The organism is Methylocystis silviterrae (genome assembly GCF_013350005.1).
GTDB classification, from domain to species: Bacteria; Pseudomonadota; Alphaproteobacteria; order Rhizobiales; family Beijerinckiaceae; genus Methylocystis; species Methylocystis silviterrae.
This window is the reverse complement of record NZ_JABVWW010000006.1, coordinates 136,662-160,738: the sequence shown is the minus strand read 5'-3', so window position 1 is coordinate 160,738 and position 24,077 is coordinate 136,662. Positions and strand designations below refer to the sequence as shown.

The following is a 24,077-nucleotide window of genomic DNA, read 5'->3' as shown; positions in this document are numbered from 1 at the left end:
CTCCTTACGCGAGATGAATGGCCGAGACGGCGAGGTCGATGAGCTTGATGCCGATGAACGGCGCGACGAGCCCGCCGAGCCCGTAGATCAGCAGATTTCGCCGCAACAAGGCGGCGGCGCCCACGGGCCGGTACGGGACGCCCTTCAGCGCGAGCGGGATGAGCGCGATAATGATGAGCGCGTTGAAGATCACCGCCGAGAGAATGGCCGACTGCGGCGAGGCGAGCTTCATGATGTTGATCGCCTCCAGTTCGGGATAGGCGACGACAAACAGCGCGGGGATGATCGCGAAATATTTGGCGACGTCATTGGCGATCGAGAAGGTGGTCAGCGAACCGCGCGTCATCAGCAGCTGTTTGCCGATCGCGACGATCTCGATGAGCTTTGTCGGATCGCTGTCGAGGTCGACCATATTGCCGGCTTCGCGCGCCGCCTGCGTGCCCGTCTGCATGGCGACGCCAACGTCCGCCTGAGCCAGCGCCGGCGCGTCATTGGTGCCGTCGCCGCACATAGCGATCAGGCGGCCGCCCTGCTGCTCCTTACGAATATAGGCGAGTTTGTCCTCGGGCTTGGCTTGCGCGATGAAGTCGTCGACTCCCGCTTCTCCGGCGATCGCCGCGGCGGTAATGGGATTGTCGCCGGTGACCATCACGGTTTTGACGCCCATCGCGCGCAAGGCGGCGAAGCGCGATTTTATGTCGGGCTTGATGATGTCTTTGAGATGAATGACGCCCAGCAGCATGCCGTTTTCCGACACGGCGAGGGGCGTGCCGCCCGAACGCGAGATGCGCTCGACCGCGCCTTCGAAATCAACGGGAACGGACTTAGCATGCGCCGCGACCGCGTCGACGGCGCCCTTGCGCAGCGTCCGGCCGGGAAGATCAACGCCGGAAATGCGCGTGTGCGCCGAAAAGGGGACGATCTGCGCGTCCGGGCCGAGGTCGGGCGTCGAAGAACCAAGCGCGCTTTTCGCCAGAGCGACGATCGACCTCCCCTCCGGCGTTTCATCGGCGAGCGAGGCCAGCAAAGCGGCTTCGACAAAGGCGTGCTCCGAAACGCCTTCGATCGAAACGAACTCGTCCGCCATGCGATTGCCGAAGGTGATGGTGCCGGTCTTGTCGAGGAGCAGCGTGTCCACGTCGCCCGCCGCCTCCACAGCGCGACCCGAGGTGGCGATGACATTGAAGCGGATCAGCCGATCCATGCCGGCGATGCCAATCGCCGATAAGAGTCCGCCGATCGTCGTCGGGATCAGACAGACGAGCAGCGCGATCAGCACGGTGACCGAAATCGCCGCGCCGGAGTAGATCGCGAGCGGCCAAAGCGTCACGCAGACGATGAGAAAAATGATGGTCAGTCCGGACAGGAGAATCGACAGCGCCAGCTCATTCGGCGTTTTCTGCCGCTGCGCGCCCTCGACGAGCGCGATCATCCGATCGATAAAGGTCGAACCGGGCGCCGCGGTGATCTTGACCTTGATCCAGTCGGAGAGAACCGTCGTGCCGCCGGTCACGGCGGAACGATCGCCGCCCGCCTCGCGGATGACCGGCGCGGACTCGCCTGTGATCGCCGACTCGTTGACCGAGGCGACGCCTTCGATCACTTCGCCGTCGCCGGGGATGAGTTCGCCCGCCTCGACCAGCACCAGGTCGCCGAGTTTGAGATCGAGCGCCGAAACGCCTTCATAGACGTCCTTCATGCCGCTCTTGTTCTGCGGATCAATCAACCGCTTAGCGTTTGAGTCGCTGCGCGTCCTGCGCAAGGCGTCCGCCTGCGCCTTTCCGCGTCCCTCCGCCACCGCTTCGGCGAAATTGGCGAAGAGCACGGTGAACCACAGCCAGGCGGCGATCTGCCCCGAGAAAAAGGCGGCGCCGTTCTGCGCAAGGAGATCGCGCACATAGAACGCCGTGACCACCGCCGACACGATTTCCGTGACGAAGATCACCGGATTGCGGGCGAGGCGTCTCGGATCGAGCTTCCTGAAGGCGTCGACGGCGGCGCGCTTCGTGATCGCGGCGTCGAATAAGCCGGGCGCGGCGACTTTATGCGACATCTGACATGCTCCTTAGAAGGTTTTTCCGGCAAGCAGCGCGAAGTGTTCGACGATCGGGCCGAGCGCGAGCGCGGGAAAATATTGCAGCAGATACAGGACGACGATGACGCCGAGCAGTAGGCCGATGAAGAGTGGTCCATGCGTTGGGAAGGTTCCCACCGAAGAGGCGCCCTTCTTTTTCGCCGCGAACGCGCCGGCGATCGCCAACACGGGAATGACGAAGGCGAAGCGTCCCAGCAGCATCGCGACGCCGAGCGTCGTGTTGTACCAAGGCGTATTGCCCGTCAGGCCTGCGAAAGCCGATCCGTTGTTATCCGTCGCTGAAGCGAATGCGTAAAGGATTTCGGAAAGCCCGTGCGGGCCGGCATTGTTCAGACTGGCGAGGCCAGTCTGAAGCATGACTGAAACGCCGGTGAAGACAAGCACGCTGAGCGGATAGATCAGCACCGCCAGCATCGCGAGCTTCATCTCGCGCGTCTCAATCTTCTTGCCGAGGTATTCCGGCGTGCGGCCGACCATAAGCCCGGCGATGAAAACGGCGATGATCGCCAGCACCAGAAAGCCGTAGAGCCCGGCGCCGACGCCGCCCGGCGCGATGCTGCCCATCAGCATGTTGAACAAGGGCACGAGACCGCCGAGCGGCATGAAGGAGTCATGCATCGAGTTGACTGCGCCGCAGCTCGTGCCCGTGGTCGACGTTGCAAATAGCGCGCTCATCGCAGGGCCGAAGCGGACCTCCTTGCCTTCCATATTTCCAGGCGATGGATCGACGCCGATCTCGGTCAGCAAGGGATTGCCGCCTGCCTCGGCCCAGTACGCGACTGATACGCCCGCGACGAGCACGATCATCATGGTGATGGCGATCGCGCGACCTTGTCTATAGTCAAAGACCGCACGCCCAAAGGCGAAGGCCGTCGCGAAGGGGATGACGAGCAGAGCCCAGATTTCCAGCATGTTGGAAAGGGCGCTCGGGCTCTCGAAAGGATGCGCGGAATTGGCGTTGAAGAAGCCCCCGCCATTGGTGCCGAGTTCCTTGATCGCCTCTTGGCTCGCGACCGGGCCTATGGCCAGCGTCTGCTTCGCGCCCTCGAGCGTCGTCGCTTCGATCGAGCCTTGAAGCGTTTGCGGCACGCCGAGAGCGACCAGGGCGAGCGCGACGACGATCGACATCGGCAGGAGCACGTATAGCGTCGAACGGGTGAGGTCGACCCAGAAATTGCCGATGGTCGGCGATTCGGCGCGCGAGAAACCGCGCACCAGCGCAAACGCCATCGCAAGGCCGGTGGCGGCGGATAAAAAATTGTGCACCGTTAGGCCGAGCATCTGCGTCAGGTGACTCATCGTCGACTCGCCGCCGTAGTTCTGCCAATTGGTGTTGGTGACGAAGCTCATCGAGGTGTTGAAGGCGAGTTCGGCGGGAACCCCGCTAAAGCCCTGAGGATTGAGCGGCAGATAAGCCTGCAACCGTTGCAGCGCGTAAAGCGAAACAAAGCCGATCACGCTGAAGGCCAGCATGGCCATCGTGTATGCGAGCCAGTTTTGCTCCCGCGCAGGATCAACGCCGGCGAGTCTGTAGAAGACGCGCTCAATGGGCGAGAGCGCGGGAGAGAGCAGGCCGCGCTCTCCCGCTAAGACGGCGGCTATGTAATTGCCGAGCGGTATAGCCGCGACAATAACGGCAAGCAGGACGATGGCGATTTGCGCCAGCCCAATGGACGTCATGGCGAACGCCCGGCATGCGCCGAGCCTCCCTTTAGAATTTTTCCGGATGGAGCAGCGTATAGGCGAGATAGGCGCCGAGAAGAACGGCGACGATCAGTCCAATGACAGGTTCAAACATTGCGGCACTCCTAAAGGCGCCCGCAGGCCCGCGCATAGGCGCCAACGATCGCAAACAGGAAAAGACCGAGGCCAACGTACAGAATATCGAGCATGTGTCCTCTCCGCGCTCACCGGCGCCGTGAATCAATGCGCGCACGCCGCGCGCGCATCTCGTGAACCAGATTGTTCGCGATCACAAAGATAAAGGCCGCGACGCCGAGGCCAATGACAGATAGAGGCATGAGCGCATCTCGCTTTAATGTCGCGTTCTCGCTTCGGTCTTCGCCGAACGAGAATTACGAACCGCAAGTTGCGCGGGAATGATGTAAAGGCGCTATTAGGATTTCGGTCGGTCGAGGCCGCTCACATAGCTCGCTCGCGGGTCGTCTAAGGTGGTGAGCAAAATGGATAGATGAGGTGGCGATCAAACGATATTCGCATCGTAAAATTAGTTTGAAGTGGTCCTGTTGCGACATCTCGTTGCAATGCGCGAAGTTCCCTCTCGCCTGTATGCTCTCAGAAAAGCATCAATTCCGGCGTCGACCTTCGCGTTAACGGAGGCTTCGGCTCCCGGTTCGAGACCGAGCGCCGTGTGAAGCGGTAGGTCCCCGCGGACAAGACTCAAAAAATGGCTAGCGGCTTCATTCGCGTCTGAGAACGTCAGGAGGCCGCGGTCTTTGGCCTCTTCGAGCAACGCCGCGACGCGCATGAGCTCGTTTTTCGGCCCACTTTCAAAGAAGAGCCTGCAAAGTTGCGGAAAGCGCATGCGCACACTGGAAATCGCCTGAAAAAACGCCATCGACTCCGGCGTCAAATACACCTCGACAAATTGACGCGCGAAGCTTCGAAGCGCCTCGACAAGGCCGATGTCGAGATCTGGCATCTGCAGCCTGCTCGCTTTCAGGCGGCATTCCCCTTCGATCAAATGGGCGAACAAAGCCTCCTTGCTCGGAAAGTAAGCGTAGAGCGTCGCCTTCGACACGCAAGCGGACCGCGCGATCGCGTCCATGCTCGTCTCGGCGAATCCCTGTTCGAGGAATAATTTTCGCGCGGCCGCGATCACGGAACATTCCTTCCGTCCCGCAACATGCGCCTCCGTCGATCCTGCCGCCGCATGATCCATCGACGGGCTCTTCATGGCGGGTTCCTCGATTTCAGTCTTCATACCGGCAACGCCGCCGACTCTTGCTTCAAGGCTCTGCCCCCGCGCCATACGCTCATTCACCACGCCTCCACCGAGGCTGAACCGGCAAAGCCGGTGGCGTGACGTCATCTATCGGCCCACTTTCGAAAAGTTTCAAACTAAACGACCCAGTTCAATTTTAGCGTTGACAGGCGCCAAAGGGCAAGCATAAAACTGAACAGTTCAGTTCAACCTGACCCAATATGATTATGGAGGGCGCCTCAAATATTCCGGCCTTTGCTCAACCCGCTTGTGGGGAATCGCCTCGCTGTTCCGCAGGAAAGGCCGAAGGCGCGAAACCTCGATCGGCCCCAAAGGACATTGCTTAGCTCAAAGGGTAGGGCGGCGGCGTTGGGGTTTTTGCTTGCCGTGCTGCTTTCCGGCTGCGCGGTGGGTCCTGACTTTGCCGCGCCCGATGCGCCCTTGGGCGCGGGCTATGCGGTGGGCAAGCCTGCCAACATCACCCAATCGGCGGCCATCGCGGGCGGCGGCGCACAAAGGCTCGTTCCTGGCCGCGACATTCCGGGACAATGGTGGCGACTGTTCCACTCGAAGCAGATTTCGGCGCTGGTGGCCGAGGCGGTGAACAATCATCCAACCATCGCGGCCGCGGAAGCGGCGCTTCGCCAGGCGCGGGAAAACACGGAAGCCGATGTGGGTTCTTTCTTTCCGTCGGCCACGCTGACCCAGAGCGTGGCGCGCACGCAATCGACGACGGCGCAATTCGGCAGCCTCATGCAAAGCTCCTCGTCGAGCGGATCGCAAAGCTCCTCGTCGAGCGGACCGACGGCGTTCATCTATACGCTCCATAATTCGAATGCCGCTGTGTCGTTCACGCCCGACGTCTTCGGCAAGACGGTGCTTACGGTCGAGAGCGATGTCGCCGCGGCCGAATATCAGCGATACCAGCTCGAGGCGACCTATCTCGCGCTCACCGCCAATGTCGTGACGGCGGCGATCACCGATTCCTTGTATGCGTCTCAGATCAAGGTCACGCGCGATCTCATCGCCGCCTATCAGAAGCAGCTCGACATATTGCAGAAGCGCTTCGAACTCGGCGCCGTGAGCGCGGCCGACGTCGTCTCGGAAAAGGCGCTTGTCGCTCAGGCGCAAGCGACGCTGCCGCCGCTCGAAAAGGCGCGAGCGCAGACGCGCAATCAGCTCATGGCCTATCTCGGCCGCTTTCCTAATGACGACAAGGGCGAGGCGATCGACATCGAGCATCTGCATCTGCCGCGTGATCTGCCGCTTAGCCTACCGTCCAATCTGGTGCGCCAGCGTCCTGACGTTCTTTCGGCGGAGGCGCAGTTGCATCAGGCAAGCGCCAATGTGGGCGTCGCCACGGCAAATATGCTGCCGCAGCTCACGCTGACGGGCAATGGCGGCAGTCAGGCTTCGAATTTCTCGCAATTATTCTTGCCGCAGACCTCGGTCTACAATCTTGCGACGCAGCTCTCCGGCCAGGCGTTCGACGCCGGCAGATTGTTCCATCAGCGCGAGGCGAAGCTCGCCGCGCTCGAACAGGCGGAAGCGCAATATCGCGCGACCGTGATCAGCGCCTTCCAGAATGTCGCCAACGCATTGCAGGCGATCAAGCATGACGCGGAGACGCTGCGTGCGCAGGTTGCGGCGGAAAAGGCCGCCGCCGAAAGCCTGGATATCTCGCAAGCCCAATATTCGGCCGGCTCGACCACCTATCCGACGGTGCTCAACGCCGCGCAGACTCTGCTCAACGCCCGTCTCAATCGTGTCCAGGCGCAGGCCGCGCGCTTCTCCGACACGGCGGCGCTGATGCAGGCGCTCGGCGGCGGTTGGTGGAATCGCATCGACGAGACGCCGGCGTCGCTTCCCAAACCCACCGACCTCATTTCAACCCTGCCGATCGCGGCGGCCATACGCGCCGAGGCTGAGGAACGCTCCCGTGCCCGTTAACACGCTTTTGCAAGACCGTCTCGGATCGATGTTCAAGCCCATGATGATCATGCTGGCGAGCGTCGCCCTCGTGTTCGCAGCCCTTTACGGCTTCGTCAGTTTCCGCTCGATGATGATCGGGCGGTTCCTCGCCTCCATGGCCAATCCGCCGCAGACCGTGTCGGTGACGACGGCCGCTTATCGGGAATGGCGCCCGAAGTTTTCAGCGATCGGCACGTTCCGCGCCGTCAATGGCGCGGACCTCGCGCTCGAAACCTCCGGCATCGTTGAGAAAATCCACTTCCAGTCGGGCCAGGACGTCGAGGCGGGGAAGATTCTCGTCGAGCTGCGCAAGGATACGGACAACGCCCGGCTCGAAGCGTTGAAAGCCACGGCGGAGCTCAACGCCATCAACCTGCGCCGCGACCAGTCGCAACTCAAAATCAAGGCCGTGAGCCAGGCGACGGTGGATTCGGACGTCGCCAATCTGAGAAGCGCCAACGCCCAAGTCGTGCAGCAGGAGGCGGTGATCGCGCAAAAGACTCTGCTCGCGCCCTTTGCCGGAAGGCTCGGCATCCGCCAGATCGATCTTGGCCAATATATCGGCGCCGGAACGGTGATCGTGACCTTGCAGGCGCTCGATCCGATTTTTCTCGACTTTGTCCTCCCCCAGCAGGACTTGAATGGCGTCTCGGTCGGACAAACCATCGCCGCGACGGTCGACGCCTTTCCCGGCCAGAGCTTTACGGGCAAGATCGACGCCATCAGCTCCAAGGTGGATCTCGCGAGCCGCAACGTGCAGATACGCGCGAGCCTCGCCAATGGCGAACGCAAGCTGCGGCCCGGCATGTTCGCTTCGGTGGAAATCGCGACCGGCAAGCCCCAACGCCTCATCACGCTGCCGCAAACGGCGATCGTCTATGCGCCTTTCGGCAATTCGGTGTTCCTTGCGCAAAAAAGCGAGGAGAGCGCCGATAAGAAGACTCCACAAGGCTCCGGGCTCGTCGCGCATCAAGCCTTCGTTCGGCTCGGCGAGGCGCGCGGCGACGAAGTCTCGGTGCTCGAAGGGGTGCCCGAAGGCGCCACGGTCGTCACGGCCGGTCAGGTCAAGCTGCGCAACGGCGCGCCGCTCGCCATTTCGCAAGAGCCGTCACCGCCTGTCGATGCCTATCCCAAGCCCGTGGATCAGTGAACGGAGATTTCGCAAGATGCGTTTCACTGACATTTTCGTACGCCGCCCGGTGCTCGCCAGTGTGGTGAGCCTGCTGATCCTGGTGCTTGGCCTGAGATCGCTGGCGACTTTGCCCGTGCTGCAATATCCGCGCACGCAAAACGCCGTTGTCACGGTGATGACGTCCTATTTTGGCGCCGATCCGGCGACCGTCGCCGGTTTCGTTACGACGCCGCTCGAAAACGCCATCGCGCAGGCGAATGGCATCGACTATCTCACCTCGACGAGTCAGATCGGGGTGAGCACGATCACCGCCAATCTGCGGCTGAACTATGATTCCGGCAAGGCGCTCACCGAGATCAGCACCAAGATCGATTCGGTGCTCAACCAATTGCCGCAGGCCGTGCAGCGTCCCGTCATCACCGTCAAGATCGGCCAAACGACTGACGCCATGTACCTTGGCTTCAACAGCGACATCCTCACGCCGAGCCAGGTGACGGATTACCTCATTCGCGTCGTGCAGCCGCGTCTGCAATCGGTGCCGGGCGTGCAGACGGCGGAGCTTATCGGCGGCAAGACCTTTGCGCTTAGAGCCTGGCTCGATCCGGTGAAGCTCGCCGCCTATGGACTCACCGCCAGCGAAGTGGCGGCGTCCCTCCAGAGCAATGATTATATCGCCGGCCTCGGCTCGACCAAAGGCCAATGGGTTCAGGTCAATCTCTCGGCGGCGACGTCGCTCCATTCACTCGAGGAGTTTCGCAACCTCGTCGTCAAACAGGTGAACGGCGCCAATGTGAAGCTGCGCGACGTCGCCAACGTCACGCTCGGCGCGGACGACTATGAATCCTCGGTGTCCTTCGACGGCAAGCAGGCGGTGTATATCGGCATTCTCGTGGCGCCGAACGCGAATCTGCTCGATGTCGTCAAAGGCGTCAAAGACGCCTATCCCGACATTGTCAAAGCGCTGCCGCAAGGCTTGAATAGCGAGATCGTCTACGACACGACGAATTTCGTGAACAGCTCCATCGACGAGGTGATTCACACGCTCATCGAAGCGGTCCTCATCGTCACCGCCGTCGTCTTCGTGTTTTTGGGATCATGGCGCTCGGTGCTGATCCCGATCATGGCGATCCCTCTTTCGCTCATCGGCTCGCTGACGTTTCTCCTCGCTTTCGGCTTCTCGATCAATCTGCTGACGCTTCTGGCGCTCGTGCTGGCGATCGGCCTCGTGGTCGACGACGCCATCATTGTCGTCGAAAACGTCAACCGGCATCTCGGCGAAGGCCTGACGCCTGTCGACGCCGCGCTGCTGGCGGCGCGCGAACTCGCGGGGCCGATCATCGCCATGACGATCGTGCTGATCGCCGTCTATGTGCCGATCGGCTTTCAGGGCGGCCTCACCGGCGCGCTCTTCGTCGAATTCGCTTTCACTCTGGCGGCGGCGGTCACCGTGTCGGGCATTGTCGCGCTCACCCTCTCGCCGGTGAGCTGCGCGTTGGCGCTCAAGCCCCCGAAGCGAGGCGAGGAGACGCTTGAGTCCCGCATCGTCGGCTTCATCGACGCTCGGATGGACGCCGTGCGGGATCGCTATCACCGGCTGCTGGACTCCTCCCTCAATTACGTCCCGGTGACGCTCGTCTTCGGCGGGCTGGTGCTTTCGAGCATTTATTGGCTCTACGCCAGCGCCAAGAGCGAACTCGCGCCAAACGAGGATCAGGGCATCATTCTGGCGCAGGCGACTCCGGCGCCCAACGCCACTCTTCAACAAAAGCTGTACTACGCCGATCAGGCATATAAAATCATCGCCAAGCATCCAGAGACCGACAGCGTGTTCCAGATCAATTCGCCGTCGGCGAATCTGACCGGCGTCGTGCTCAAGCCTTCGGATGAGCGCAAGGTCGGGGCGGAGGACTTGCAGCATATGCTCCAACAGGAGCTGAGCGCCGTTGCGGGTGTGCGCTTCGTCGCCTTCCAGCCGCCGCCGCTTCCCGGCTCGATGGGCTTGCCGATTCAATTTGTCTTCCAGAGCACCGACCCTTTCGAGAAGATGGACGGTATCTCCCGCGAATTCCTGTCGAAAGCTCTGGCGACGGGAAAGTTCATGTTCCTCGACACCGATCTCAAGATCGATCAGCCGCAGTTGTCGCTTGTCATCGACCGCGAAAAGACCGCGCAACTCGGCCTGAGAATGGTCGACGTCGGCGGCGCGCTCACCACCGCGCTGAGCGGCGGCTATACACAATATTTCGGGCTCGCCGGCCGTTCGTACAAAGTCATTCCGCAGGTCGCCCAACGGTTTCGACTGAATCCGGATCAGATCTTGAATTATTACATCAAGACGGCGGACGGCTCCTTGGCGCCGCTTTCGACCGTCGCCAAGCTCGAAACCACCATCGTTCCCGAGTCGCTCAATCATTTCCAGCAGATTAATTCGGTGACGATTTCTGGCGTGGCCGCGCCTGGCGTCATCGCCGGCGAGGCGCTCGACACGCTGAAAGAGATCGCGCGCCAAACATTGCCCTCGACCTATACGATCGACTATGCCGGACCCTCGCGCCAGTTCATTCAGGAGTCGAGCGGCTTCGCGGTGACGTTTGGCTTCGCCCTCATCATCATCTTTCTGGCGCTGGCCGCGCAATTCGAGAGCTTCCGCGATCCGCTGATCATTCTCGTATCCGTCCCGATGTCGATCGCCGGCGCGCTGGTGTTCATCATGCTCGGCTTTGGCGGCGCGAGCATCAATATTTACACCCAGGTTGGCCTCGTGACGTTGATGGGCCTGATCAGCAAACACGGCATTCTGATCGTGGAGTTCGCCAATGAATTGCAACATGGCGGCATGTCGAAACGGGAAGCGATCCTGGAGGCCACGTCCATTCGCCTGCGTCCGATCCTTATGACCACCGCGGCGATGGTGCTCGGCGTATTGCCGCTCGTCATGGCGGCGGGCGCGGGCGCGGCGTCGCGCTTCAACATGGGTCTGGTGATCGCCTCGGGCCTTTCCATCGGCACCTTGTTCACGCTGTTTGTCCTGCCCGCGGTCTATCTCGTCCTCGCGGCGGACCATTCGGGGTCACGCAAGAAGGCCGCGCTGGATCTTGTGTCGCCAGCGCATTCATAAGTGCGGTCGGAGATCGTTCTGAAGGCCGATTCATGAACGCGTTGTTCGCGCGGCTTCGGAGCCTGATCTTGTGACCGATCGGGCGCAATGTTCTGGCTCAAGATCGAACGCCCCGGGTTAAGCGCTCACTATCGAAGCCGCCGCTGACGCCGACGGCTCCACAGTCGCGTCGCCGATCGACGGGACGGCGGGCAGGGTTAAACTGTATAATTCCGTAACGAGCGGGAAAAAATCCCGATTTACTTATCTGAAAGCGGCTTGACGGCGTAAGCGAAGCGGTTAGTCTGCTTAAAGATTATTGGCGTTGCCTGCCCCCGTATAGCGGCGAATGACGGGAAGATTTGTCTTGAGGCTTTTTCAACGCATATTTGCGCAAGTCCTCGTTTGCTGCGCCCCGGCTGGGGCGGTTCTTTTTTCCGGGGTGTTTGTCAGCGGCGCCGCGCCGGCCGGAGCGGCGGAAAACTATAGAGGGGATGAGCCAGACTCCTGCGAGCGTGGTCCGGATCGCCAGAATCTCACCGATTTTCCGCGCCGCATGTCAGTGTCATATGAGTGACCTTAAAGCCTATAATTTTTTCTTGAAAGGTGCGTACATTGCGCTAAGCGCTATGACGCTAAAACTATTCATTAGTGAATCCACGTATTACGTTTCAGATGAGTCCTTAATGTTATATTCGGTTGTTGAGATCCTTGTTAATTTTTTAATAGTAGGCTTAATTGTGTACTTCTTTGGCTTGACTGTCTTAGCGGTATCAAACTTAGTGTTCAGGCGCGAGACTGGTTGTCTATCGATGATCGGTATTTGCGCGTCCGCGTCCGGGATCTTGTATGTCGTGCTGAATTTGGCGCCTGCCAGAATTCACTGGGTGATTCATCAACGTGAATTCAGAGAGGCTATTTCGAAAATACCGCAAAACAATGACGGTCTAAAACTCGATATTCTTGCAACCAAGCGAAATGTTGACGCTCCGTTCCTGCCTGGCGCTCTCGACAACTACGTGAGCAGATCAGTGCTGATTTTCGACGATAGCGACCAGATTGCCCACACGGTTCGGTCAGCGGAGTGGATGAGCGCTATGAGACGCAAGAGCAGCCTGATCACAAACCCGCAGTGTCACAGCATAGTTAAGAAGATTGATCTACATGTTTACGCGGTCGACGTGTTTTGCTGACCATTCTCGGGAGATTAAGTAATGGACTGCTTTCGTTCGCGCACTGGGATCAATGTTCCATACGGCGTCGTTACCGTGGGGTGCCTCTCCAGGAGCCAAATCGCGGGCGCGGGTAGCCCGGGCAGTCGGTCTATCGCCTTATTTTCAGGGGAAGGACGGCGCATGATGCTGGCGGCGGCCGAAATTGCAGCGGAGAGTCGGCGCATGCGCGGACGAAATCCGAAGGCCACCTTTTCGTCGAGTATGCGCACGCGGGGAATCGGTGCGAAAGCCATACTTTTGATCCCGTCTGCGAACGCCGATGTGTTCATTTGAGGGGAATATAGAGTGAACCAGAGCCTATGGCGTCGCGGGGGGCTCGTTGATTTTGCGAGCCTGGAATTCCATTCGAAGGCCGTGCTGATCTTCGTTTTTCTTCTATTCCAGTTTGTGGCGCTGCCTCCTATTGGCATGATTATCGTCTTCGTTGTGGTGTCTTGTCTTGTATTTCCATTTTTTGGACTGATACCCCCGTCGTTCATGGAAGAAGCACCACCAGTCGCGGGGTGGACTGTGATTGCTCTCGTGGCGCTTACCGCATTTATAGTTTCTTCTCTTCCTATCGCGCTATATTTTAAAATTCCTGGGCGTTTAATTTTATTATTAGCAATTATCGGAATATCAGGAGTATTGTTAATTTTCTATGGGGATTATACCCTTGAGGCAAGTACGTAGTCTGCAATAATACTTATGATGTAAGTTATTGATTTTGGCGCCAGTTTTATCCCCATTCCCACCGCTTGCGCCTTGACCGCTCCCGCCACTTCGCATAAATCAGAGTCGTTACCCGGCGATGGCGAGGATGGATTTGGTGGAACTGGACGCGGCCGAATGGATCAAGTCCCAAATTGAAGCGGCGCGAAAGGCTGCTTACGAAGAGGGTTACGCCGCCGCCATCAGGGACATGCAACAGGCGCTCGGGCTCCCGACAAAAAGGGAGAAAAAGTCCGTTGAGGTCGCTGCGAAAGGCCGCGTGAGCGAAGATACGAAGCTCACAACTCCGAGGGGACTAACTCGCCAACTCGTAGAAGAGGCGTTTTTGAAAACATCCGGGAAACCAGTGGCCCCCATTGAAATTCAGAAACTGGTTTTTGATCAGACCGGGACCAATTTGGCTAGCACTTCGGTACGCCGCGCTATTGAACATCTGGTGGAAAAGGGGCGCGTGATCAGGGTCGCTGGCGCTGATGCCTTGTGGAGGATGAACCTCGACGGCGTGAAAGAATAAGGCCCCGGCTTTCGCCTGGGGCCTCACTAATCCCTCGGACCGGGGGATAACACCAGCTATCTCGCTGGTTTAGAAAGGAGGCGGCGGTGGTGAACCGCAAAGGGGCTGGAAACCCCGGGAACCGAGGGCTAGGCCCCCTCGTTTTCCCGCTCCTCTTAATACGGGCATGGGGCTAAGGCCCCATTCCCACCTACCCCTTCCAAAAGGGTAAGGAACAGCGGCGCGATCCGGGTCCAAACCGGGTGCGCCGCTGCGCATTTTTCTGTAACATGCGCTTTCGAATACGTCAAGGAATCCAGCATGTTAACGCTTGCAGAGGCCGTAAAATCCGGGCGATTACAGGACTTTATCGCCCAAGAAGAGGCGCGCGGCGGCGCCCCGGTGGACCGCGCGGCCTTCGATGCTTTGGCTGAGAAGCTGATCAAAGCGCCGCAACTAGAAGATCAAACATCGCGTTCCGCATCTGGCGATGGTTCGAGCGGAAAGAAAACTCGCCGAGGTAACGGTCCATGTGCTTCGCGCTGATGTGAATGTGCGTTGAAGCGACCGACTTCTTAAACAGTTTCCAAAAGCTCTCGACATTGTTCGTGTGATGCGTCGCGTCGTGGCGATAGTCGTAATACGCCCATTCCTTCGCGCCGTGTTTCACGGAACCGTGCTTGTAGCCGTCGTCCTCCAGTAAACCATAGGAAATAAGTTCGTCCGTCGATACGGTTGCGCCTTTCTCGACGTTTTCGAGTACGACCCTGCGCAGCGTGTCAGTTTTGACGTTCTCAATCACCTGCGTCGCGATTTTGCCGCCACGTTCTTTGAGGCCCATGACAATCGTCTTGCCTTCCGCGCCGCGACCGCGCTTGCCGGAACGCTTGCCACCCACATAGGCTTCGTCGAGTTCGACGTGGCCCTTGAGCATTTCGAAGCCATCGGCCTTCGTCATCAGGTCGCGGATTTGCTGGCCGATGCGCCACGCCGTCTTATAGGTGACGCCGAGCGTCCGTTGCAGTTCCTTGCCGCTCACGCCGTGGCGCGTCGCGATAAAGAGGTAGATCGCGTAAAACCACGTTTGCAGCGGCGTCCGGCTGTCCTGAAAGATCGTCCCGGCGCACGGGTAGACATGATCGCCGCAGGCCGCACAGGCGAAGGCGCGGCGACCCGTGATCTTGTGAAAGGTGCTTTCGACGCCGCACTTGCCGCAGACGTGGCGAAGGCCGTAGCGGACTTCCATAACCCGAATAAGGCAGGCGTCGTCATTCGGAAAGGTCGCGAAAAAATCGCGGACGGAAAACGCTTGGACGCTGCTTTCGCGTTGTCCGGCTTTTGATGGGCGGGTGCGCTTACGAGACGTCATCTGCATAGCTCCAATGACGGAAACTATGCCATAGCCTCATACTTGCGTCAAGGGGATAATCCCCTTTTCTATTTCCAGCCATCATCTATTTACCGATGAAATAGTTCAGTTTGCATTCGGTTGATCAATAAGAGAGGCGGATAAGGATGGAAAACCAATTCAAGGTGTATGCACCCGCGAACGCTCGCTTCTTAGTTCCTACTCGCGCCGACGTTAAAGCAGTGCTTGGGGAATACCACTTTAGCGACTGGGTTTGTGTCTCCGGCAGCGTCCCATCTAAGCTTCTCACAGATGGGCGGGGCAATGTTGTATATCAGCCAAATGGTCTACCCTACATCGCTCCTGACGACGGCGCCCGGCTCACGCCCTGGCCAATCTTTGCAGCGCACATAGTTGCATTTTTAAGGTCCGCATCCACCGCATGAGACGCCGTTGAGGTTCTATGCAAGACGCAGTAAATCACATTTTCAACTCCTTTGCCGTCGAGCATTATGAGTTGATTTCCTAATTTTTGAGGAAGAATGCCTCTCACGCCCCATCTGCGCCGGCTCGAAGCCGAAGCGGTTTTCATTTTGCGAGAAGCCGTGGCCGAGTTCCGGCGTCCGGTGATGCTCTATTCTATCGGCAAGGATTCGAGCGTGATGTTGCATCTCGCGCTCAAAGCCTTTTTTCCAGCCAAGCCGCCCTTCCCGCTGTTGCATGTCGACACCACGTGGAAGTTTCGCGAAATGATTGCGTTCCGCGACCAAACCGCGGCGCGCGTCGAAATGGATTTGATCGTTCACACAAATGAAGACGGGCGAAAGCGCGGCGTCTCGCCTTTCACATGCTCCTCATCCGCATACACGCAAGCAATGAAAACCGAGGCGCTTAGACAGGCGCTGAACGAAGGCGGATTCGACGCGGCCTTCGGCGGCGCGCGTCGCGACGAGGAGAAAAGTCGGGCGAAGGAGCGCATCTTCTCGCATCGAACTGCCTCCCACGGTTGGGATCCTAAGAGTCAGCGCCCCGAGCTTTGGCGGATATTCAACACTCGCCTCGGCGCTGGCGAGACCATGCGAATCTTCCCGCTGTCGAATTGGACCGAGACCGACGTCTGGGATTACATCGCCGCGGAAAACATCCCGGTCGTGCCTCTTTATCTCGCAAAGGAACGGCCGATCGTCCGCCGCAACGGCGCTTACATCATGGTCGATGATGAACGGTTTCCGCTGGCGCCAGAAGAGGTCGTCGAGACGCGGCGCGTACGCTTTCGAACGCTGGGCTGCTATCCGCTGACTGGAGCGATTGAGTCGGAGGCGGCTACGCTGGAGGCGATCATCGCGGAAATGCGACATGCCTCGACCTCTGAACGTCAGGGCAGGCTGATCGATTTCGATGAGTCTGCGTCGATGGAGCGAAAGAAGCGCGAGGGCTATTTCTGATGACCGCCCCGTTTATCGCAGATGCGGCAATCCTCTCGAAAGCGCAGCCGAACCCGCCGCGACCCACTTTGCGGGTCTTGACCTGCGGATCGGTCGACGACGGCAAGTCAACGCTCGTTGGGCGTCTTCTCTATGAACGTCAGCTGATCTTCGACGATCAACTTGCCGCTCTGCGCAGCGACTCGCTGCGGCATGGCGCTTTGGGCGAGGAGATCGATTTCGCCTTGCAGGTCGACGGACTTGAGGCCGAACGCGAGCAAGGCATCACGATCGATGTCGCTTACCGCTATTTCTCCACGCCCGCGCGTTCGTTCATCATGGCCGACGCGCCCGGCCATGAGCAGTATACGCGCAACATGGCGACGGCAGCGTCTAACGCCGAGTTGGCCATACTGCTCGTCGACGCCCGCAAGGGTCTGCTGACTCAGACGCGGCGACATGCGACGATCGCCTCTCTCCTTGGCGTTCGGCACATCGTGCTGGCCGTCAACAAAATGGATCTTGTTGATTACGACCAAGCCGCGTTTGAAAGAATTGTCGGCGAATTTGAAAGCGTCGCCGCATCGCTCGCCTTTCGCTCCGTCCAAGCAATTCCCATCTCCGCCCGCTACGGCGACAATGTCGTCGCCGGCTCGGCGGATATGCCGTGGCGTGACGGCCCCAGTCTCCTGGCCTATCTCGAAAACGTCGACGTTGAGACGGATGGCGCCGATGCGCCGCTGCGGCTGCCGGTGCAATGGGTCAATCGCCGAAGCGACGCCTTCCGAGGCTTCGCCGGCGCCATCGCTTCCGGCCGCATCCAGGTCGGCGATGAAATCGTGGCGGCGGCCTCCGGACGGAAAACCAAGATCGCGCGTATCGTCGCCATGGGCGGAGACCTGTTCAGCGCCGCTGCGCCGGACTCAGTTATGGTGACCTTCGCCGACGAAATCGACGCGTCTCGCGGCGACGTTCTCTGCCATCCGACAACGCGCCCGAACGTCGCCGACCAATTCGCCGCGCATCTTATTTGGATGAGCGACGACAGCCTTCTGCCTGGCCGTTCCTACCTGATCAAGATCAACGGCCGATCTCTTGCCGCGAGCGTGACAGACATCAAGCACAAGCTCGATGTCGACACTGGCGCAAAGAGCGCCGCCAAGACGCTGAGCCTCAATGAGATCGGCTTTTGCAACGTCGCCACCGCCGCGCCCGTCGCTTTTGATTCTTACGATGAAAACCGCACGACGGGCGCTTTTATCCTCATCGACCGCTTCACCAATGCGACCGCCGCCGCAGGGATCATCGCCTTTCCTCTGCGCCGCGCCACGAATATCCATCTTCAGGAGCAATCCGTCTCCAAGGCGACGCGCGCGCGTCTCAAACATCAGACGCCCGCGGTCCTATGGTTTACCGGGCTTTCCGGCGCGGGAAAATCGACGATCGCCAATCTCGTCGAATCCAAGCTTGTCGAACGTCACGCCCATACGCTGATGCTCGACGGCGACAATGTGCGGCACGGCCTCAATAAGGACCTCGGCTTTACCGAAGCCGACCGCGTCGAAAACATCCGTCGGGTGGGAGAAGTCGCGAAACTGATGGTCGAGGCGGGCTTGATCGTGCTTTGCGCCTTCATTTCCCCCTTCCGCGCTGAACGGAGGATGGTGCGCTCGCTCGTCGGAGAACAGGAGTTCATCGAGATTTTCATCGACACGCCGCTCGATGTCTGCAAGGAGCGTGATCCCAAGGGCTTGTATAGGCGCGCGCTCGCCGGCGAGATCAAGAATTTTACCGGCGTTGATCAGCCCTACGAAGCGCCGGAATCCCCGGAATTAAGGCTCAGTTCCGCCGAACACTCGGCCGAAGCCATTGCTGACCAGATTATCGCTTATCTCGAGGCGAACAAATTGCTGAGCGTATAGCGAATTGCTGAGCGTATAGCGGCGCAAGACGTCGTTCAGGTCAGCGCCATGACGTTGTTCCGCCACAGAGTCCGCGTAAACGGCTTGAGCGACAACCGCCGCCTTCGCAATAAGGCTCGCCCTGGCGGGCGTGAGGGCGCGAATTTCAGGGCGGAGTCGATCGCGAGAAGCGGGCCTTTGATGAAGATATTGATCACCGGGGGCGCGGGGTTCATCGGCTCGGCCGTTGCGCGCGCCGTGATCGGCAAGAGCGTCGACCAGATTCTCGTTCTCGACAAGCTCACCTATGCGGGAAATCTCACATCGCTGCGGACGATCGCCGACAGTCCGCGTTTTTCCTTTGTTCAAGCCGATATCTGCGACGTGGCGGCGGTCGCGCGCGCCTTCGAGGATTTTCAGCCCGACGTCGTGATGCATCTTGCGGCCGAAAGCCATGTCGATCGCTCGATCGACGGGCCGGCCGCCTTCGTCGAAACCAATGTCGTCGGCACATTCGTCATGCTGCGGGCGGCGCTCGACTATTGGCGGCGGCTCGATCGCGCCCACGCGCGCGCCTTCCGCTTCATACATATCTCCACCGATGAGGTGTTCGGCGCGCTCGGCGCGGAAGGCCTGTTCCGCGAAGACACGCCCTATGCGCCGACGTCGCCCTATTCGGCGTCCAAGGCGGGGTCGGATCATCTCGTGCGGGCCTGGCGCCACACATATGGTCTTCCGACGATCGTCACCAATTGCTCCAACAATTATGGCCCCTATCATTTTCCCGAGAAGCTCATTCCGCTCACCATCATCAACGCGATCGAGGAGAAGCCGCTGCCGGTCTATGGGCGCGGCGAGAATGTGCGCGACTGGCTTTATGTCGAGGACCACGCCTTCGCGCTGATGCGCGTTGCGCGCGAAGGGGAAGTCGGCGAATCCTATAACGTCGGCGGACGCAATGAATGGCGCAATATCGACGTGGTCGAAGCGATCTGCGACCTCATGGACGAATTCCGTCCGCGGCGCGCCGGACCGCACCGCGATCTCATCGCCTTCGTCGCCGATCGGCCGGGACATGATCCGCGCTACGCCATCGACGCCTCCAAGATCGAGCGCGAACTCGGATGGCGGCCGGCCGAGCGGTTCGAAACTGGTCTTCGCAAAACCGTGCGCTGGTATCTCGACAATTCGGATTGGTGGCAAGCGATCCGTTCGGGCGCCTATCGGGGCGAGCGCGTCGGCGTGCTTGCCGAGCAAGATGAAGACGCCGTCGCCTGACGCGCGACAGGGGGCTGTCTGTCGGATTCGCGCATGGTTTCGTCACGCTCGAGCCCGATACGGAAGTCATCGACAAAGTGACGAACTTCGATTCGCCGCGGTATGATTGCGGCGTCGCCTGGGACGACCCTGACATCGGGATCGCGTGGCCCGCCGCCGCCGGAAACGCCGTGCTGTCGGACAGGATCGCAAATGGCCGCGGCTGCGTGATCTGGCGGAGGTTTTTGGGTAAAGTGGGCAGGATGAAGCGCATCGCCGTCACCGGCCTTACCGGCCAGGTCGTCAGCTCCCTCATCGAGCGCGCGCCGAGAGGCGTCGAAATGCTCGCGCTCGGCCGTCCGCGCTTCGACCTCTCCTCGCGCGACATGGTTCTCGCGTCGCTGCGCAGCGTGCGCTGCGACGCCATCGTCAACGCCGCCGCCTACACTCAGGTCGACAAGGCCGAGAGCGAACCCGACGTCGCGATGCGCGTCAATGGCGCGGGCGCGGGCTTCGTCGCCGAAACCGCCGCCGAACTGAAGGTGCCGCTGCTGCATCTTTCGACCGACTACGTCTTCGATGGAACGCTCGATCGCCCCTATCGCGAAGACGACGAACCCGGCCCGACCGGGGCCTATGGACGTTCGAAGCTCGAAGGCGAAAGGCAGATTGCCGCGCGCTGCGAGAATTGCGCCGTTTTGCGCACCGCCTGGGTTTACAGTCCGTTTGGAACGAATTTCGTCAAGACGATGCTGCGTCTTGGCGAAACGCGCGATGAAATCGGCGTCGTCGCCGATCAGATCGGCAATCCGACGAACGCGCTCGACATCGCCGACGCGTTGCTCGCCATCGCCGAAAGGCTGGTCGACGATTCCGATCCGCGTCTGCGCGGCGTTTTCCACATGACCGGGCGGGGCGAGGCAAGCTGGGCGGACATGGCGGACGCGATCTTTTCCGCGGCGGAGAGGCAGGGCCGCAAGCCCGTGCGCGTCAAGCGCATCGCCACCGCAGACTATCCGACGCCCGCCCGCCGTCCGGCGAATTCACGGCTCGACAACGCCAAGCTTCAAGCCGTTTACGGCGTCGCGCTGCCGCAATGGCGCGATTCCGTCAACGCCTGTGTCGCCCGATTACTTCCCCCCTGAACAGCGTTTCCATGCGTGGCGTCAGCGGCGCCAGGCTGCATCCAATGACGCTCCGGCACGGTTTAAGCTACAAGGATGAGGGTAAGGAAAACAATCCTTCACCCCATTCCCCTGCGATGGGTCTCAAGATTTCTTGATTTTTGGGCCTTCTCCTGCCATATAGGGCCGAACTTCATCTCATAACGATCATTCTCGGATGGTCGCCGATTGAGAGTGGGGCCCTCCGGGGACCCGCTCTTTTTGCTTTGATCGTTCGAGAGCTTCAAGGACAAGGCTTGACGCAAAACGCCGCCGCCAGCACGACCTTTGACGAACCGCGTCTCGTCAGTGAGACCGGCGTCGCCGCGCGCGTAGCGCATCTTGTAGAGCCGGTGCTGGCGCAGTTGGGCTACCGACTGGTGCGCGTGCGGCTCTTGCAGCAGAACGGACCGATTCTGCAGATCATGGCGGAGCGTCCGGACGGAACGATGACCGTTAATGATTGCGAGGCGGCGAGCCAGGCGTTGTCGCCCGAACTCGATGTCGCCGATCTCATCGCCAGCGAATATCGTCTGGAGATTTCTTCACCGGGCGTCGATCGTCCGCTGGTGCGTCTGTCGGATTTTCACCGCGCCATCGGTCACGAAGTCAAGATCGAACTGACCCATCCCGTGGCGAGCGGACGCAAGCGCTTTCGCGGCGTCATTCGCGGCGTCGAAGGCGAGGGGCAAGGCGCGACGCTCGCGCTGGAGCGCACCGACGCGCGCTCGGACGAAGAAAAAGCCGTGTCGCTGCCGCTCGCCGACCTCGACGAAGGCCGGCTGGTGCTGACCGAGGCGCTCATCCGCGAATCGCTGCGGGCTGGAAAGCTCCAACAGACTGAAGAGAAGCAGGAGGAGGCGGACGCGGAGGAACGTCCGCGCCGCGGGCCGGGGCGCTTTCGCGGCCCCGCGCAACAGAAGCAAAAACCGCTGGCTCCGGCCGGCGTTCAAACCCAGTTCAAGAAGGCCGGCGGCAAACCAAAGCCCTCCGGCCGTTCGAGGGGAGACTAACAATGGCCGTCAGCGCCAACCGACTTGAGATTTTGCAGATCGCCGAAGCCGTCGCGCGCGAAAAGTCGATCGACCGTTCGATCGTCATCGCGTCGATGGAGGACGCGCTGCAGAAGGCGGCGCGCTCGCGCTACGGCCAGGAAACCGAAGTGCGCGCCGAGATCAATTCCAAGACGGGCGAAGTTCGCTTCTCGCGGCTGCTGCTTGTCGTCGACGAGGTGGAAAACGACTCGACGCAGATTTCGCTCGCCGAAGCGCGCAAGCGCAATCCGGCGGCGCAGTCCGGCGACTGGATCTCCGAAACGCTGCCGCCTTTCGACTTCGGCCGCATCGCCGCGCAGTCTGCAAAGCAGATCATCGTGCAGAAAGTGCGCGAGGCCGAGCGTGACCGCCAGTATGAGGAATACAAGGATCGCATCGGCGAAATCGTCAACGGCGTGGTCAAGCGCGTCGAATACGGCAATGTCGTCATCGACCTTGGCCGCGGCGAAGCCATTATCCGCCGCGACGAGATGATTCCGCGCGAAATGTTCCGCCCGGGCGATCGAGCCCGCGCCTATGTCTACGATGTGCGCCGCGAGCAGCGGGGCCCGCAGATCTTCCTCTCGCGCACCCATCCGCAATTCATGGCGAAGCTGTTCAAGCAGGAAGTGCCGGAGATCTATGACGGCGTCATCGAGGTGAAGTCGGTCGCCCGCGATCCCGGTTCGCGCGCCAAGATCGCTGTGGTGTCGCGCGATTCCTCGATTGATCCGGTCGGCGCCTGCGTCGGCATGCGCGGCTCCCGCGTTCAGGCGGTCGTCGGCGAGCTGCAGGGCGAGCGCATCGACATCATTCCCTGGTCCGCGGACGCCGCGACCTTCATCGTCAATGCGTTGCAGCCGGCGGAAGTGGTCAAGGTCGTCCTCGACGAGGACAGTTCACGCATCGAGGTCGTGGTGCCTGACGATCAGCTTTCGCTGGCGATCGGGCGGCGCGGCCAGAATGTGCGTCTCGCCTCACAGCTGACGGGCTGGGACATCGACATTCTCACTGAGGCCGAAGAGTCGGAGCGCCGGCAGAGGGAATTCGTCGAACGCACGAAGTCGTTCATGAACGCCATCGACGTCGACGAGGTCGTCGGGCGGCTGCTGGCGTCCGAGGGCTTCCGCTCGGTCGAGGAGCTCGCCTATGTCGAACTTCCTGAACTCGCGACGATCGAGGGCTTCGACGAGGATACCGCCGCGGAAATTCAGAACCGCGCCAAGAACTATCTGGAGCGCATCGAGGCGGAGAACGAAGAGCGCCGAAAGGCGCTTGGCGTCGCCGACGACCTGCGCGAGATCGAGGGCCTGACGAGCGCGATGATGGTCAAGCTCGGCGAGAACGACGTGAAGACGATGGAGGATTTCGCCGGCTGCGTGCCGGACGACCTCGTCGGCTGGAGCGAGAAGAAGGATGGCGAGACGACCAAGCACGAGGGCTTTTTCGAAGGCATTGATCTGTCGCGTGAAGAGGCTGAAGCGATGATCATGTTCGCGCGGGTGCGCGTGGGCTGGATCGAGGAGCCGGTGGCGACAACCGAAGTCGAGGCTGAAGCTCCGGCGGAAGGCGAATAGCGGATTGATCGAGGGCATGACGCGCGAGCCGCATGTTTCGGAGAGGACCTGCATCGTGACGCGCCAGAGCGGCGCGCCCGAGGCGATGATCCGCTTTGTGCGCGGGCCGGACGGCGCGCTCGCGCCCGACATCAAGGCGCGGCTCCCTGGCCGCGGCGTCTGGGTGACGGCGCGCGCCGACGTCGTGGCGCAGGCGGCGCAAAAGCGTCTGTTCGCGCGCGCGCTGAAGACGCAGATCGACGCCGCGCCGCAACTGGCCGAGGACGTCGACCGATTGCTCGAGGCCGATTGTCTGCAGATGCTGTCGCTGGCCAATAAGGCGGGCGCCGTTGCGGCCGGCTTCGGCAAGGTCGCCGACGCCCTCGCGCAAGGATCTGTCCGCGCGCTTATCGAAGCGCGCGACGGCGGCGAAGACGGCAAGCGCAAGCTTGCCCAAGCGGCCCGGCGCGCTGGATCGACGACCCCCGTCATCGGCCTATTTTCGTCGCTGCAATTGGATTTGGCGTTGGGCCGCACAAATGTGATACATGCTGCCCTCGCCGGGAGCGGTCCGACGACGGCTTTCATCGGGCGATGCCGTCGACTCGCAGCCTATCGGGGCGTATGCATCGACGGCGCGACGGCGATGGGCGACGAAATCGAAGCGAAGCCGAACGGCTGCGCAGAGTGAAATTAACGGGTCGTAGCGACCCAGG

Annotated in this window: 18 protein-coding genes; 13 read left to right on the top strand and 5 right to left on the bottom strand. The window is 60.6% G+C overall.

Going from position 1 to position 24,077, the window contains the following annotated elements; genetic code table 11:
* Positions 1-4: 4 nt before the first annotated feature.
* The 4 genes from kdpB to HUN39_RS09365 form a co-directional block, all read right to left on the bottom strand.
* Complete coding sequence (gene kdpB, locus HUN39_RS09380; RefSeq protein WP_175094215.1) at positions 5-2,053, bottom strand: potassium-transporting ATPase subunit KdpB; 2,049 nt, start codon at positions 2,051-2,053, stop codon at positions 5-7.
* A 12-nt stretch (positions 2,054-2,065) separates the two neighbouring features.
* A complete protein-coding gene (kdpA, locus tag HUN39_RS09375; protein WP_175094214.1) occupies positions 2,066-3,775 on the bottom strand; it encodes a potassium-transporting ATPase subunit KdpA in 1,710 nt (569 codons plus the stop codon).
* A gap of 31 nt (positions 3,776-3,806) precedes the next feature.
* Positions 3,807-3,929 carry a K(+)-transporting ATPase subunit F gene (gene kdpF, locus HUN39_RS09370; RefSeq protein ID WP_232366009.1) on the bottom strand — a complete coding sequence of 41 codons (123 nt, stop codon included), beginning with the start codon at positions 3,927-3,929 and terminating at the stop codon, positions 3,807-3,809.
* Between the two features lie 393 nt (positions 3,930-4,322).
* On the bottom strand, positions 4,323-5,039 hold the full coding sequence (locus HUN39_RS09365) for a TetR/AcrR family transcriptional regulator (protein WP_232366008.1): 717 nt from the start codon (positions 5,037-5,039) through the stop codon (positions 4,323-4,325).
* 270 nt (positions 5,040-5,309) lie between these two features.
* On the opposite strand from HUN39_RS09365, the gene HUN39_RS09360 reads away from it, so the two are divergent.
* The 6 genes from HUN39_RS09360 to HUN39_RS09335 all read left to right on the top strand — a co-directional run bounded on the left by HUN39_RS09360 (position 5,310) and on the right by HUN39_RS09335 (position 13,699).
* Positions 5,310-6,989 carry an efflux transporter outer membrane subunit gene (locus HUN39_RS09360; RefSeq protein WP_175094213.1) on the top strand — a complete coding sequence of 560 codons (1,680 nt, stop codon included), beginning with the start codon at positions 5,310-5,312 and terminating at the stop codon, positions 6,987-6,989.
* A gap of 28 nt (positions 6,990-7,017) precedes the next feature.
* Positions 7,018-8,160 carry an efflux RND transporter periplasmic adaptor subunit gene (locus tag HUN39_RS09355; protein WP_210266918.1) on the top strand — a complete coding sequence of 381 codons (1,143 nt, stop codon included), beginning with the start codon at positions 7,018-7,020 and terminating at the stop codon, positions 8,158-8,160.
* Between the two features lie 16 nt (positions 8,161-8,176).
* Positions 8,177-11,260, top strand: a complete 3,084-nt coding sequence (locus tag HUN39_RS09350; RefSeq protein ID WP_175094210.1) for an efflux RND transporter permease subunit — start codon at positions 8,177-8,179, stop codon at positions 11,258-11,260.
* A 473-nt stretch (positions 11,261-11,733) separates the two neighbouring features.
* The gene (locus HUN39_RS09345; RefSeq protein ID WP_175094206.1) at positions 11,734-12,432 is read left to right on the top strand and encodes a hypothetical protein; all 699 of its coding nucleotides are present in this window, start codon (positions 11,734-11,736) and stop codon (positions 12,430-12,432) included.
* Between the two features lie 327 nt (positions 12,433-12,759).
* The gene (locus HUN39_RS09340; RefSeq protein WP_175094204.1) at positions 12,760-13,146 is read left to right on the top strand and encodes a hypothetical protein; all 387 of its coding nucleotides are present in this window, start codon (positions 12,760-12,762) and stop codon (positions 13,144-13,146) included.
* 127 nt (positions 13,147-13,273) lie between these two features.
* Entirely contained in the window at positions 13,274-13,699 is a 426-nt protein-coding gene (locus HUN39_RS09335) for a hypothetical protein (RefSeq protein ID WP_175094202.1), read from the top strand.
* A gap of 421 nt (positions 13,700-14,120) precedes the next feature.
* Here the strand turns inward: HUN39_RS09335 and HUN39_RS09330 are convergent, their stop codons facing one another.
* The gene (locus HUN39_RS09330; protein WP_175094197.1) at positions 14,121-15,047 is read right to left on the bottom strand and encodes an IS1595 family transposase; all 927 of its coding nucleotides are present in this window, start codon (positions 15,045-15,047) and stop codon (positions 14,121-14,123) included.
* Positions 15,048-15,568: 521 nt separating this feature from the next.
* Here HUN39_RS09330 and cysD point away from each other — a divergent pair.
* The 7 genes from cysD to HUN39_RS09290 all read left to right on the top strand — a co-directional run bounded on the left by cysD (position 15,569) and on the right by HUN39_RS09290 (position 24,052).
* Positions 15,569-16,471, top strand: coding sequence for a sulfate adenylyltransferase subunit CysD (gene cysD / locus HUN39_RS09325; RefSeq protein ID WP_175094196.1), 903 nt, complete (start codon positions 15,569-15,571; stop codon positions 16,469-16,471).
* A complete protein-coding gene (gene cysC / locus HUN39_RS09320; protein WP_175094195.1) occupies positions 16,471-18,372 on the top strand; it encodes an adenylyl-sulfate kinase in 1,902 nt (633 codons plus the stop codon). Before cysD ends, cysC begins: the two co-directional genes overlap by 1 nt.
* 180 nt (positions 18,373-18,552) lie before the next feature.
* Positions 18,553-19,629, top strand: coding sequence for a dTDP-glucose 4,6-dehydratase (rfbB, locus tag HUN39_RS09315; RefSeq protein WP_210266913.1), 1,077 nt, complete (start codon positions 18,553-18,555; stop codon positions 19,627-19,629).
* Positions 19,626-20,753 carry a dTDP-4-dehydrorhamnose reductase gene (gene rfbD / locus HUN39_RS09305; RefSeq protein WP_332310742.1) on the top strand — a complete coding sequence of 376 codons (1,128 nt, stop codon included), beginning with the start codon at positions 19,626-19,628 and terminating at the stop codon, positions 20,751-20,753. The genes rfbB and rfbD overlap by 4 nt, the downstream gene beginning before the upstream one ends.
* 275 nt (positions 20,754-21,028) lie before the next feature.
* Entirely contained in the window at positions 21,029-21,784 is a 756-nt protein-coding gene (gene rimP, locus HUN39_RS09300; RefSeq protein ID WP_175094193.1) for a ribosome maturation factor RimP, read from the top strand.
* Between the two features lie 2 nt (positions 21,785-21,786).
* Positions 21,787-23,382, top strand: coding sequence for a transcription termination factor NusA (gene nusA, locus HUN39_RS09295; RefSeq protein ID WP_175094192.1), 1,596 nt, complete (start codon positions 21,787-21,789; stop codon positions 23,380-23,382).
* 16 nt (positions 23,383-23,398) lie between these two features.
* Positions 23,399-24,052 (top strand): RNA-binding protein, encoded by a 654-nt coding sequence (locus tag HUN39_RS09290; protein WP_232366006.1) that lies wholly within the window; start codon positions 23,399-23,401, stop codon positions 24,050-24,052.
* The last annotated feature ends 25 nt before the right edge of the window (positions 24,053-24,077 follow it).